Here is a 13049-nt window from a genome sequence, read left to right as displayed (position 1 = left end):
ACGTCTATTTAATCGCTTTCATCATACTTATTAATCGCCTCCATAACCTTGTCCGGGGGGAATGTCTCCAAACCCTTGAGATGTCTCCTGGATAGCTCGTAATATACAAGGGCGCCTTGTCTTATTCTTTCAGGGGGAACGGCCTTCCCCTCCTTTATCTTTCCGGGAATCCCTGTTACGAGGGACCCCTCCGGAACCACTGTTCCGGGGAGCACCACGCTTCCCGCCGCGATCACAGAATTGTCTCCTATCACGGCCCCGTCCAGAATTGTGGAGTTCATCCCAACGAGGACGTTGTTCCCTATCCTGCAGGCGTGGAGGACCGCCGAGTGACCCACGGTTACGTAGTCCCCCACCTCCGTTCCGTAAAAGGGCGTTGCGTGAATCACCGAATTGTCCTGAATGCTCGTGTACTCACCGACCGTAATGGAGTTGAAATCCGCCCTGATCGAGGCGCCCGGCCATACGCTCGAATTTTTGCCGATCTTCACATCGCCCAGCAGCACCGCAGAAGGGTGAATATACACATCTTCAAATAAACTCACTTTCAAATCTCCTCTTTTATGATCCCTCTGATCTCCTTCAGGTCAGAGATTCCATTTTTAGTACAGTAATCTTCTATTTCGTCGATCACATTCGATATGACCCCCGGGTCTACCAGGTTTGCGCTTCCCACCTGAACGGCCGCTGCCCCGGCCATGATGAACTCCAGGGCGTCCTTTCCGGATGTTATTCCGCCGATCCCGATGACCGGAATCTTAACCGCCCTCGCCGTTTCCCAGACGAACCTCAGTGCCACCGGCCTTATAGCGGGGCCCGAAAGTCCCGCCGTCACGTTCTTGAAATAGGGCCTTCGGGTTTCGACGTCAACGGCCATTCCCAAAAGGGTGTTTACGACGGAGACCGCCGCTGCCCCCGCCTCCTCCACCGCCTTGGCTATCGGTGCTATGTCGGTCACGTTGGGCGTCAATTTTGCGATCACAGGCTTTTGAGACGCCTCGACGACGGCGGAGGTTATCTCGGCCGAGATCTTCGGGTCCCTCCCGAAGGCTATTCCCCCCTCCTTGACGTTCGGGCAGGAGAGGTTGACCTCCAGAGCGTCCACCCGATCCTCGTTGAGAAAGGCGCCCGCTACATTAATGTAGCCGTCGATGTCGTCGCCGAAAATGTTTACTATAACACTCGTATCATATTTTTCAAGCTCCGGCAGGACTTCATCTATGAGCCTTTTCACGCCGATGTTCTGGAGGCCTATGGAGTTTAAGATCCCGGAAGGAGTCTCTATAATCCTCGGTTGGGGATTTCCCGACTTAGGCTTTGGAGATACCCCCTTTGTTATCAATGCGCCGATTTTTTCGAGGTCGATATAGTGAACAAGCTCGATGCCATAGCCCGCCGTCCCGGACGCGGCAAAGACCGGGTTTTTAAAATCGATCCCGAACATGTTTACTGAAAGGTCAACCATTGATTTGCCACCTAATCAATATCCTCAATATCCTTCCAGGAAAGCTCGTTGACGTCAAAGACCGGGCCGTCCTTGCATACGCGCTGATACTCCCCGCCGGCCCCCATGACAACGCACCCGAAGCAGAGTCCCGTTCCGCACCCCATCCTCTCCTCGTAGGAGACGTAGGAGGTAAAGCCCATTTCTCTGGAGAGTCTCTCAACCTCCCTCAACATCTTTAACGGCCCGCAGGCAAAGACCGTATCGCCGGGGGAGGCCTCCTCCTTCATGGCGGAAATGGAAGTCCCCATCTTTCCGAAGCTCCCGTCCTCCGTGGCGTAAGTCACGTCTATTCCAAGCTCCCTTTCGTCCTCGAAGACATACGATATATCGTCTTTGGTCTTGCCTCCCATGATGAGGCGCGCCGATCCGCCCTTCGCCTCCGCAACGGAGATCAGTGGGGCGACGCCGGCCCCCCCTGCCACAAGAAGCGACCTTCTCCCCTCCGGCAGATCGGGAAAGCCGTTTCCGAGGGGCCCAAGGATGTCAATTGCATCCCCCGCCTTCATTTGGGAGAGGAGTCTCGTTCCCCTCCCCACCGCTCGGTAGAGTATCTCAACGGCTTCCATACCCTTTCGGAATCGGTATATCGAAAAGGGCCTCCTCAGGAGGGGATCTGTCTCCCACCCTTCGCCCCTGACCATGACAAACTGCCCCGGCCTTCCCCTGAGAAGCGCCTCCGTAGCCGAGACGGCGAGTCTGAAGTAGCCCGGGGCGGCCTCCCTATTCGATAATATTTTCGCCTTCATACAGGGACCTGTATATACTGTAAAATTGCAGGATTCTCTTGACGTACGCCCTCGTCTCCGAGTAGGGAATGTTCTCTATGAACTCGTCCATCTCCATCTTAGGGTCGGCGTTTTTCTTCCACTTCCTTGCATTTCCGGGGCCGGCATTGTATCCGCAAAGGGCGAGGACCTTGTCGTCGCCGAACTCTCTCATAAGCCCCTTTAGGTAGTAAACGCCGAACTTGAGGTTCGTCCTGTGATCGAGGAGGTCCTTCACCTCGAAATCCTCATGGCTGATGCCCTCTGCTATCTCCCTTCCGGTGGCGGGCATGATCTGCATCAGTCCAACGGCCCCGGCCCAGGAGTAGACCCCCGGCTGGAAGAGGCTCTCTGCCCGCATTACGGAGTATATGAAGGCAGGCTCTATCTCGTTTTCCTTGCAGAGTTTTACCACCTCCCCCTTGTACGCCTCGGGGTACTTCATCTGCCAGTAAAGGTCGTTTTCTCCCGGTATATATTCATCCAGATAGTTTTTGAAATACCTGTTCGCTATCACAACAGGGGTGTAGTAATCCCCGGAATACCTGAGAAGCCTCGCCACCTCGATCAAAAGCTCCGGGTCTCCAACGCACCTTTCGACAATCAGATCCAGCTCCAGCGACGCCAGGTCGTTCATGTTCATCGACATCAGCTCCAGCGACTTCTTGAGGTGGGATGTTATCCTCTCGTCCGATGTAAACTTGGTGTAGCGCATGAGGCCCGGCGACCAGAAGTTCTGATCAAATTTGTCGCTCCTCGGCCTGATCGTCACGGAAATGCCCATGCCCTTGAGCCTCTCTATCGCCTGGTAGTTATAGTAGGTGTAGCTGTACTTATCGATCAGCGTCCGGTAGATAGCCATCGCCTCTTCTACTTTGAACTGCTCTTCAAGGGCCCTCGCCTTCCAGTAGAGATACTGGGGATACTCGCTCTTGCCCTTGTAGCTGTTTGTCATTCGATCAAAATAGGCTTCCGCGGCCTTGTAGTCCCCCTTGACGTAATATATCCACCCTATGTACCAGAGTACTTCTTTTATCCTCCCGCTGTGGGAATAGCTCTTCAGGTATTTCTTGTAATAGAGGAGCGCATTGTCGTAGTCCTTTATCTCTTCATACGTCCTGGCGGCGAGATAGAGGGCGTCGTCGGCAAGGGTATTTCTGGGGCCGGAGTTGTATATCTTGAGGTAGGCCGATATTGCAAGGCCGTCCTTGTCCATCTTGTCGTACGTCTTTGCCTGCCAGAAGAGGAGGAGGTTATACGGGAGCTTCGGGGGGAGGTCTTTGTTGTTCTTTACAAGGCTGTTTAGAATCTCGGACGCCTTTCTGTAGTCCCTCTTTCCGTAGTAACACTTGGCCCTGATAAACTCCAGCTCGCTTCTTGTCTTGAGCCTCTCCTTTGCGGTCCCTAAAAGCGCCGGCATCTCGGTTATGGCGTTAAGCGCGCTGTTGTAGCAGTTGGCATCGTATAGGGTGTCTATCCTCCTTTTCAGCTCACCCTCGGTTATGTTGGAAAGCCCGCCTATCTTCGTCAGGGCAATAAAGGCCATTCCTGCTGTTTCGTCGGCCGGATATTCCAGCCACACCGACTTGTAGATGAGCTTTGCCTCCTCCATTTTCCCCATCGAATCGAGGGTCTTCCCCTTTTTAAAGAGGACTATGGGGTACTGTTTCGATTTTTTGTTAGATTTGAGGAAGTCGTCGTAGATTTCAAGAGCCTTTTCGGGCTTGCCGATGCCGACCAGATAGTCGGCGATCTTTACGGTCATCTCTCTGTTCCAGACGCTGTCGGGATGTTCGTTTAGCAATCTCTCCCCAAGCTTCAAGGCCTGCTCGTAGCTTCCCGTGGTGGAATAGAGTATCGACAAGTTGTAGACAGCGTAGTCCTCCATCTCCCGATAATTTGCGAGACAATACTTGAGGTATATCTCGGCGGTGTCGAGCTTGCCCTGTTTCATAGCGGCCATAGCCGCCATGTACGCTATCTTGTTGGCTTGGGGCTCCTTCAGGGACGAGAGGTTCATCCCGTCGACTTCAATGAGGAGCGCGTCGTACTTCTTCTCCGACATGAGCGACAGGACGTACAGAAACTCATCGCCCGGCTGAAAGCGGGAGATCCTCTTTACGCAGGAGAACTGGAAGACAACAAAAAGGATCAAGGAGAGAAATATTAGAATGAAATATCTCGCCTTCTTCATAATCTCAAAAAATCCCTTCATTTTTCGCCCTCCTTGAACTCTCTCCTCAACCTGTTTGCAAGGTTGTGGGCCGCCCTTATCGGCTCCGGGAGCCTGTACTTCCCCACGGAGGAGAGGACCAGATCCACAGCTCCCTCGCGGCTTATGAGGTTTCCCGGTGAGACGAAGAGTGGCTTTACGCCTCTCTTCGTCCTTACCACGTAACCCAAAAGTTCGCCGTCTTGGGTGAGTTGCGTCTTGCTCCCCTTCTTAAGGCCGACCTCGCCGTATTTGCCAACGAGCCTTGTCTTTGCGCAGCCGACCGAGGGAATGCCCAAGACCACCCCCATGTGGGATGCGAGGCCGAATCTCCTCTGGTGTGCGATCCCCTGTCCGTCGAATATTACGGCCTGGGGTAGGATCTTCAGCTTCTCGAAGGCCCTGACTATGGCCGGCCCCTCCCTGAAAGAGAGGAGGCCCGGAATGTATGGAAAATCTATCTTCATGGAATGGTGGGCGGAATCGACGACCTCGAATGTATCTATGTCCATAACGACTACCGCGGCGAATATCTGGTCTTTTCCTTTCTTCGATTTGGTATCAAACGATACGTCCGCCCCGGCGACAAGCTTGACCTTTTTTAAGTCCCCCTCGAGAACGAGCTTCTTTTTAAGCTCCTCCTGAACCTGTTTCGCCTTCAGGTAGTCCATGTCCCATGGGTCTTTCTTTCTCGTCGAAACCTTGAAACCCCAGTATGAGCCAACAAGGGAGCCGACCGAATCCATAAAGATATCAAGCGGCTCGAAGAACCTCCCTTTGACGAAAAGCTGATGAATCTCGTCCGATACGCCGTAGAGTGAGGCGAGCAGGAAAGAGAGGAGAAGGTAGTTTTTAAAGCTGCCTCTTTCACGCCCCGATGCGAGGGCGGCAAACAGGAGCGCGGATAGAATGAGATACTCGAACAGGTGTATCAGCTTGTCAAAGCCGGGAGGGCCGGCCTTTATCCGGCTTCCCGGAATTGACGAGCCTATAAAAATAAGGATCGCGTATGCTATAACTGCGATCCAGAGGTATCTCTTTTTTGACACGCTTTTTTGTACGAAATAGAAAAAAAGTACTTTAAAAATGTCTCTAAGTTTTTATATCAAGATATTTGAAAATTTTCACCGTCCTTTAAGGACCGGCGGCAAATATCCGCCCCAAAATGTTCAGGGTTAAGAATTCTGGAAATCCTTACGCTCAACTCCCCAATGAAAGCCAATCACCCCCATCCACTCCTCACCATTCCTGTCCCTGCCTCCCTGTTATCTCCACCCCCCCCGCCATTTCCATTACCCCACCCCTCCCCCCCCCCATTATTCACACCACCTCCGCCATTCCCGTCACCCCACCATCTCAATCACTTACACCGTCCCTTTCATCCCCTGCACCCCATAATCCCCACCACTTGCACCGCCCCCTTCACCCTATGCACCCCAACATTCCCATCACTTAAGCCAACCCCGTCACCTCTTTCCCCCATCATCTTCTCCGTCCCTGTGATTCCCGACGCCTTATAATAAAATCCACCCACCCCCGCCTTTATTACCCCCTACTCCCACCCGCTGTTATTGCAACTCCCTGCCCCACCTCAATCCCCCAGGGCCAAATCACATCTTGTACTTGCCGAAGTCATCGGGATCGAGATTGTCGAGTATCTCCGCCCATTTCTTCTTCGCCTCTTCGCTGTGAAGGTCTTCCGGCCTTGTGAGGTCGATCTTCCTCGATTTCTCTATTACCGATTCCTCCATGAATATCTTCGCTTCGGTCCTCAGCGCTATCGCTATGGCGTCGCTCGGCCTTGAGTCTATCTCAAAGCCCTTACCCCCGGAGGATAGATATATCTTCGCGTAGTAGGTGTTGTCTTTGAGGTCGTTTACCACGATCTTTTCTATCTTGACGTCCAGTGTATTCATAACGTTCTTAAAAAGGTCGTGGGTCATGGGACGTGAAAACTTGATATCTTCAAGAACGGTTGCAATGGCGCTTGCTTCCAATAGCCCAATCCATATCGGGACCGTGCTTTTTTCCTCTTTGTCTTTGAGTATGACAATAGGAACGCTGGATACGGGATCGATTGCCAGACCGCTTATCTTCATTTCTTTTGCCATTTTTTTCTCCAATAAAAGGATTATGGCTGAATAACCTCCCCCCAGAGGGAGTTATTGAAAGCCTTTTTTATTTTCACAGGAACAACAGAGCCGATTGCGCTTTCCGTTCCCTTGAAGTTGACTATTTTGTTCTGGTCTGATCTTCCTGTTATCTCTTCGGGGTCTTTGATGCTCAGGCCCGTTGCCAAAACGTCGTATATGGAATCTATATTTTTTAAATTGGATTTCATGGTGAGCCTTTTCTGAAGATCCTGTACTACTTCAAGCCTCCTGGATTTTTCGTTTGGACTGACGTCGTCCTCGAGCCTTGCGGCGGCCGTTCCCGGCCTCTCGGAGTATTTGAAGGAAAATGCATTGTCGAACTCGACCTTCTCCATCACCGATAACGTCCCTTCAAAGTCGGAAACATCCTCGCCCGGAAAGCCGACGATTATATCGGTGGTGACGGCAAGGTCGCTCCTGACCGATCTTAGCCTCTCGATTTTATCGATATAGTCCTCGACCGTGTATCCCCTGTTCATCATTTTGATTATCTTGTTCGATCCGGACTGAACCGGAAGATGAATATGGGACGAGAGCGTCTCGATCTCCTTGAAACAGGAGATAAGATCGTCGGACATATCCTTTGGGTGCGACGTCACAAACCTGATCCTGTAGATGCCGTCGATCTTGGAAATTTTTCTTATAAGCTCCGGAAATCGGAGGCCGTTTTTAGGGTCGCTATAGGAGTTCACGTTCTGGCCCAGGAGCGTTATCTCTACAATACCTGTATCTATCAGGGATTTTATCTCGTCTGTGATGTCGGTTGACGGCCTCGACATCTCCCTTCCCCTGACATAGGGGACGATGCAGTAGGAGCAAAAGTTATTGCATCCCTGGATGACCGTGACAAAGGCCGTGTAATTATCGGGGTCTCTGGGGAACGGCTCAAATGGCTCAATACAATTGTTGTCGTGAAATTCGGTCTTCACTATCGGCTTTTTCCCGGATACGATCTCCGATATGATATTGGATATCGCCCCGACGTTTTTGGTGCCCAAAACGAGATCCACGTAGGGAAAGCGCCTTACGATCTCTTCCCCCTTCTGCTGGGCAACGCAGCCGGTCACCCCGATTACAAGACCCTCCTTTTTCTCCTTGAGTCTCCTGTACCTCCCGATCTCGCTGTAAGTCTTCTCCTCCGGCTTTTCCCTGACGCTGCACGTGTTGATAATGATGATGTCGGCGTCATGCGGGGAGTCAACCGCAGTAATGCCGTCCCGGGAGAGAAGCCCCCTCATCCGCTCGCTGTCGTGAACGTTCATTTGACACCCGAACGTCCTGAAATAAACGCTCCTTGGCCCCCTTTCGGTTTTCCCCCATTTATGTAGATCGTCGGCAGACATTTGATCTATTCAAAAATTTTCAAGGATATATTTACTTAAGAGTTTTATATCGTCCATCTCCTCGTCATCTATCTTCAGATTGCCTATGTATCCCATCTCCACCTCGTAGGCTATGTCCCCTATAATGATGGAATCCAAAAAGATGTCCGGTTTCAGGTGCTTGATGTCGTCCTTGGTCTTTACGGAGCCTAATAGCTTCGGCTCGTCCACATCCCCCGATGTCAGCTTGATAAACTTGTACGCAGGGACAAGCTTGTATTTCAGTCTGTTGCCGGTAAGGGTGGTGATAACATTATCCGAAAAAGATACCCTTCCATCTTTTACCCAGGCTTCAAGTTTCTCCTGCGGCAGAAATATCTTCTTTTTCACTTCGTTTCCCAATGACGACACCCAAATAAAACATGAAAAAGATCTGATCCGTCAGATTCATCAATATTATAGCATAATGAGTTTACTTATCAAGCATAAAACTTCCCCAGCCCCGAAACTTTGGTCGGGCAATCAGAAGGATTACCGGAAGCACGATCAGGTCTCCTATAAGGGCGCTGAACATGGTAAACGCTGTCAGTGATCCGAACCACTTGACCGGTACGAAGCTTGCGAACAGGAGAACGAAAAAACCGCTGCCCACAACCATGGTCGTAAATATTATCGGCTTGCCCGTGTTCATCAACGTGTTTTTGATGGCGCTCTCGACGTCTCTTCCCTCTCTTATCTCCCTGAAGTATCGTGTCATGAAGTGTATAGTGTCGTCAACGGCTATTCCTATGGCGACGCTCCCTATCATAATGGTTGACGTGTTGAGATGGATACCCATCCAGCCCATAAGACCCAGTGTTAAAAATATGGGGATCAGGTTCGGTATCATGCTCAACGACCCGAGGTAGAACGACCTAAACACCAAAGACATAACCAAAAAGATCGTAAAAAGGGCCAATAGTATGCTCTTTATTTGACCGTCGACCATTGACCTGTCCATGTTGTTGTAGAGGACGGTATCCCCTGTGACCCTCACCGTGAGGTCGTCCGTGAAGTTGTTTTCGCAGTAATCTTTTGTTTCATTGATAAACTTCCTCAACTCCTGGGAGCTCATGTGAATGAGCCTTGTGGTCACCGTTCCCTTCTCATAGGTGAAATCGACGAATCGATCGAAATCGTCCGGATCGCCGCTCATGGAGTAAAGGAGGAGGTATTGGGCGACGAGGTTTCTCGTCTCCGGGATTGTGTAATATTTCGGATCCCCGTCGTGCATAGCCTTGTTCATATCCTTCAGGAAGTCCAGGATCGATATCGTCTTTCTTACCTGAGGCTTCGATTCGAGGTATTTCTGGAGCTTCTCCATCTGATACAGCACACGGGGCTCCTTTATCACTCCCTCCTCGTTCCCCTCGATTACGACGTTAAGGGAGCTCGTCCCGGTGAGGTGCTCCTGTATGAAGAACGTGGATACATAAATATCGCTGTCCTTCTTGAAGTACTTTATGAAATCGGTTTCTATCTCTATTTTAAAGATCCCAAAAATCGAAAAGGCCGTTATCAAGATACACGTCAATACAACATGGACTTTCCTCTTCATCACGAAAAGTAAAAGGCCTTTGAGAACCCTTTCCGTCAACCCCGCCGTCTTTTTATCGACAACCTTGACCTTCGGCGCTTTGATGTAGAAGAGGATTATCGGTACGACGGTGAGGACTATTGCGAATGCGAAGACGACCCCTATAGCGGTAAAGAATCCGAAATCCTTGATCGGCGGGATTTTACTGATGCCGAGGGAAGAAAAACCGAAGGCCGTAGTTATTGTCGTCAGGGAACAGGGAAGCAGCATGTGAGTCAGGGTGGTCCTGAGGGATTTAAATTTATCCTCTATCATCAGGTTGTTCTCGTTGTAATGCGACAGGAGATGGATGGAATGGGCCACGGTCATGACGATCAAAAGGGGCTGCAGCATGGAAAGGACCACGGTTATGGGCCTTCCCGTTATCGCGATGAATCCCAGAGCCCACGTAAGGACTATAATTACCATAAACAGGGGCAGTACCGTACACTTAACGCTTCTGTAGGCTAAATAGAGTATCAGGGCCATGAGGAAAAAGGTCAAGGGCGTAAAGACCATCTGGTCCCTCTTCAGGAAGCTTCCCATATCCCTCTTGATGGGTGGCGTGCCGGCCACGTAAAAGTCGATGTTATCGGGCACAACCTCGTTAAGCATCTCTCTTACGTCCTCCACCATCTTTTCCTTGAGGCGCTCCTCAATTTTTTTCTCCGGAAGTATAGCGTATATTGCCGTCACTCGCTCTTTTTCATCGATAAGGTAGTTGAGGTGGAGGGGATTTTCATAAACCGCATCCATCAGGCGCTTCATCTCCTCTTCGGAAGTGGGGACGTGATTTATCAAATCGTTCACCTCCAAGAGGCCTTCGGAGCCGCGAATCTCCTTGACATTGGTGAGGCTTATGACCTCATCAATATATTTATACTTTTCGAGTTTTCTTGTTATTTTGTCAATCAAGGAGAGAAATTCCGAATCGAAAACGCTTTCCACCTCGAAGCCGATGATTATCAACTCGTCGCTCCCAAAGGTCTCCCTGAATTTCTCAAAGTAGATTTTGTCCGGATCGTCATCTACCACGAAACCCTCGACCGAGTTGTCTATCCTGAGATCTTTCAACTGAAAGGCGAAAAAGACAGTGACAATAAAGACAAAAATGAGAATCGGGATTCTCATTTTAATAATGAAATCTGTTACTCTGTTCATTGTTTATTGAATCGGATCCTTGATCTACTATAACCTGTTTGGCTGTCTTTCAAATCTCTATATACCTTATACAGTTTGGTATAAATACAATATTTCCCCCGGACTGTCAATGGAATATGATTGAAAATTTGCTTTTTAGACCGAAATGTGATAAATTTACTTTACTTAAATACGGATGTCGAATGCTATGGATGCCAAAGAAAACAAAGACAGAAAACTCGTCATGAAGGGCGTACTCTCCGTGCTCTCCCTTCCAGGGCTGATCCAGACGATAAACACAAGAAAAAAGGTTCAGATAGTTTTGAAGCCGGAGGCGCAAAAGAAGGGCTCCCTCTATTTTCAAGACGGTAAAATAATTTACGCCTCCGTCGGCGATGTTATATTCGGGAAGAAGGCCTTTTTCAGGATGATGGGCTGGATAGATATCCCCTTCGAGATGTTTGAGCTTGCAAACTTCTCGAAGGATATAGAGCCGAATATAGACATGGATACCAACGAGCTGATTCTGGACGGAACCCGACACTTGGACGAGACACATCAACTCGAAACGAAGCTCCCCCTTTATTACAAGATAAGACCAGGCGACACAAAGGGATTGGACCTGACTGATAATGAGAGGAAGATCCTTGAGATCATAGGCCCTCAGGACTTCGTGAAGAACATACTGAATAGAAGCAACAGCGATGACCTCTCAATCTATCGTCTTTTGGTACAGCTGTACGAAAAAAACGCAATATCATTGCTGCGCACAAAAATGCTTATCATAGACGACAACAGGTTTTTTGCGGACATCATAAATGATGTTGTGGATAAAATATTCAAGAACCTTTTTGTCACCCACGTCGTAGACACCGGTGAAAAGGGGATCGCGATTATAGAAGGCCCAAGCAAGCCCGACCTCATCCTGTCAGATCTAATAATGGAGGGCAAGGACGGCTTTGACGTAATTGAGTCGGCAAAAAAAAATAGTATCCCTATAATAATCTTGACTTCCGAGAGGAGAGATAAAGACAAGATCACGGCTACCGGCGCGGAATACATGCATAAATCGGTCCTGGGAACCGATGAATTTACAGACTTTTTTAAAAAGGTCCTTTTTAAAATATTAACCATAGACCATTAATCCCGCCCTAAAAATATCTCGGATTAACTTACTTTTATAAAGGATTTGCAGTCGATTTGTTTCCCGCAGCGAAAAGGCATCCAGCGCTTTAGTCCGCTTCATCAAATGATCGGAGGAAACGTTCCGTAATTTGCGCAATGAAAAATAACAAACTCCATTACCGCCTGATTAAAATCGGTGAAAAAGACTATGTCCATGATTTAGTACTTCGCGTATTTTACAGATTCGTTGCGTCATCCTACTCCAAAGACGGGATAAACGCGTTCACCAACATGCTCACACCTTCATTTTTGACCGAGGAAAGTAGAGACAGGTTCACCGTCGTTTCCTAATCCAAGAGCCGAATTGAAGGGACCCTGACAATGATTAACAGAAGCCATATCGCCCTCCTTTTCGTGGATTCCGAGTTTCAGGGAAACGGTATCGGCAGGGGCCTTATACGGTATGGGATTGATTTATCCCTAAAGAAATGTTCCTACCTGGATACTATTACTGTAAGCTCCTCCGCCTAACTCCACCTCTTTCTATTAATCTGTTGGATTTAAGGCGGTTGGAGAGGAAAATGATGAGGACGGGATGCGGTTTTTGCCTATGGGGAAAAAGTTGAGCGTATAGAAAGGCCCGTTTAAGCCCACATAAACCGACTCTCTTCGGAAATCATTCACTGCATCAAGCTAATATCTAATATCGCGGGATTTAGTTCGGGGGTGTTGTTGTTTTTTCCGACTCTTTTAGGATGTCTTTATTGTCGTATCTGAGAGAAGTTGACAACTTGCCACATGTCAATGTTTGTAACGGATATTTGAACTACATTTTAGACTGATATTTTCCGAGAGTGGTTAAAAAAGTAATCGGCAGGCTTTTTTGGATATTTGATTTTAACCGTCGACTCTGCTTTTGAGCTCCCTTCCCACCTTAAAGAAGGGCAGCTTTTTCTCCTTTACTTCAATGCTCTTGCCCGTCTTTGGATTCCTGCCCTTGTAGGCCTTATATCTCTTTACGACAAAACTTCCGAATCCCCTGATCTCGATCTTATCGTCATCTTTCAAAGCCTTGGTCATTTCATCGAAGACGTGATTGACTATACGCTCCGACTTTTTTAGAGTCAGCTCGGACTTTTTGGCGAGGATTTCTACAAGATCGGATTTATTCATTGAAGTTCTTTTTGGGGAACATACTTCTAATAATATAT

General features: G+C 49.1%; 12 protein-coding genes. 2 read left to right on the top strand and 10 right to left on the bottom strand.

The features are described 5' to 3' along the window. Positions 1-8 precede the first annotated feature (8 nt). From JW984_11540 to JW984_11500, 9 genes are all read right to left on the bottom strand, one after another. Complete coding sequence (locus JW984_11540; GenBank protein ID MBN1573819.1) at positions 9-551, bottom strand: gamma carbonic anhydrase family protein; 543 nt, start codon at positions 549-551, stop codon at positions 9-11. Then, positions 548-1465: a dihydroorotate dehydrogenase gene (locus JW984_11535; GenBank protein MBN1573818.1), complete on the bottom strand. Its 918-nt coding sequence runs from the start codon at positions 1463-1465 to the stop codon at positions 548-550. Before JW984_11535 ends, JW984_11540 begins: the two co-directional genes overlap by 4 nt. An 11-nt stretch (positions 1466-1476) precedes the next feature. Continuing rightward, on the bottom strand, positions 1477-2253 hold the full coding sequence (locus JW984_11530; GenBank protein ID MBN1573817.1) for a dihydroorotate dehydrogenase electron transfer subunit: 777 nt from the start codon (positions 2251-2253) through the stop codon (positions 1477-1479). Beyond that, positions 2228-4486 carry a transglycosylase SLT domain-containing protein gene (locus tag JW984_11525; GenBank protein MBN1573816.1) on the bottom strand — a complete coding sequence of 753 codons (2259 nt, stop codon included), beginning with the start codon at positions 4484-4486 and terminating at the stop codon, positions 2228-2230. The genes JW984_11530 and JW984_11525 overlap by 26 nt, the downstream gene beginning before the upstream one ends. Continuing rightward, positions 4483-5532 carry an endonuclease V gene (locus JW984_11520; GenBank protein MBN1573815.1) on the bottom strand — a complete coding sequence of 350 codons (1050 nt, stop codon included), beginning with the start codon at positions 5530-5532 and terminating at the stop codon, positions 4483-4485. The genes JW984_11525 and JW984_11520 overlap by 4 nt, the downstream gene beginning before the upstream one ends. Positions 5533-6093: 561 nt before the next feature. Then, positions 6094-6594 (bottom strand): bifunctional nuclease family protein, encoded by a 501-nt coding sequence (locus tag JW984_11515; protein ID MBN1573814.1) that lies wholly within the window; start codon positions 6592-6594, stop codon positions 6094-6096. Between the two features lie 20 nt (positions 6595-6614). Then, complete coding sequence (miaB, locus tag JW984_11510; GenBank protein MBN1573813.1) at positions 6615-7979, bottom strand: tRNA (N6-isopentenyl adenosine(37)-C2)-methylthiotransferase MiaB; 1365 nt, start codon at positions 7977-7979, stop codon at positions 6615-6617. A gap of 9 nt (positions 7980-7988) precedes the next feature. Next, positions 7989-8348, bottom strand: a complete 360-nt coding sequence (locus JW984_11505) for a hypothetical protein (protein ID MBN1573812.1) — start codon at positions 8346-8348, stop codon at positions 7989-7991. An 82-nt stretch (positions 8349-8430) separates the two neighbouring features. Beyond that, the gene (locus JW984_11500; GenBank protein MBN1573811.1) at positions 8431-10734 is read right to left on the bottom strand and encodes an RND family transporter; all 2304 of its coding nucleotides are present in this window, start codon (positions 10732-10734) and stop codon (positions 8431-8433) included. A gap of 187 nt (positions 10735-10921) precedes the next feature. On the opposite strand from JW984_11500, the gene JW984_11495 reads away from it, so the two are divergent. Together JW984_11495 and JW984_11490 are read left to right on the top strand one after the other, a co-directional pair. Continuing rightward, complete coding sequence (locus JW984_11495; protein ID MBN1573810.1) at positions 10922-11857, top strand: response regulator; 936 nt, start codon at positions 10922-10924, stop codon at positions 11855-11857. Between the two features lie 362 nt (positions 11858-12219). Next, positions 12220-12369 (top strand): GNAT family N-acetyltransferase, encoded by a 150-nt coding sequence (locus JW984_11490; GenBank protein MBN1573809.1) that lies wholly within the window; start codon positions 12220-12222, stop codon positions 12367-12369. A 366-nt stretch (positions 12370-12735) separates the two neighbouring features. On the opposite strand, the gene JW984_11485 is transcribed toward JW984_11490, so the two are convergent. Next, positions 12736-13011: an integration host factor subunit beta gene (locus JW984_11485; protein MBN1573808.1), complete on the bottom strand. Its 276-nt coding sequence runs from the start codon at positions 13009-13011 to the stop codon at positions 12736-12738. Between the last annotated feature and the right edge of the window lie 38 nt (positions 13012-13049).

The organism is Candidatus Zymogenus saltonus, assembly GCA_016929395.1.
Taxonomy (GTDB): Bacteria; Desulfobacterota; Zymogenia; order Zymogenales; family Zymogenaceae; genus Zymogenus; species Zymogenus saltonus.
Note: the sequence above shows the minus strand (reverse complement) of the source record. Positions and strands in the feature narration are given on the sequence as shown.

Excerpts from the sequence above, each read along its gene's own strand:
- JW984_11485 (MBN1573808.1), bottom strand. The coding sequence starts at position 13,011 with ATGAATAAATCCGATCTTGTAGAAATCCTCGCCAAAAAGTCCGAGCTG.
- miaB (MBN1573813.1), bottom strand. The coding sequence starts at position 7,979 with ATGTCTGCCGACGATCTACATAAATGGGGGAAAACCGAAAGGGGGCCA.
- JW984_11515 (MBN1573814.1), bottom strand. The coding sequence starts at position 6,594 with ATGGCAAAAGAAATGAAGATAAGCGGTCTGGCAATCGATCCCGTATCC.
- JW984_11490 (MBN1573809.1), top strand. The coding sequence starts at position 12,220 with ATGATTAACAGAAGCCATATCGCCCTCCTTTTCGTGGATTCCGAGTTT.
- JW984_11530 (MBN1573817.1), bottom strand. The coding sequence starts at position 2,253 with ATGAAGGCGAAAATATTATCGAATAGGGAGGCCGCCCCGGGCTACTTC.
- JW984_11525 (MBN1573816.1), bottom strand. The coding sequence starts at position 4,486 with ATGAAGGGATTTTTTGAGATTATGAAGAAGGCGAGATATTTCATTCTA.
- JW984_11495 (MBN1573810.1), top strand. The coding sequence starts at position 10,922 with ATGGATGCCAAAGAAAACAAAGACAGAAAACTCGTCATGAAGGGCGTA.
- JW984_11535 (MBN1573818.1), bottom strand. The coding sequence starts at position 1,465 with ATGGTTGACCTTTCAGTAAACATGTTCGGGATCGATTTTAAAAACCCG.
- JW984_11500 (MBN1573811.1), bottom strand. The coding sequence starts at position 10,734 with ATGAACAGAGTAACAGATTTCATTATTAAAATGAGAATCCCGATTCTC.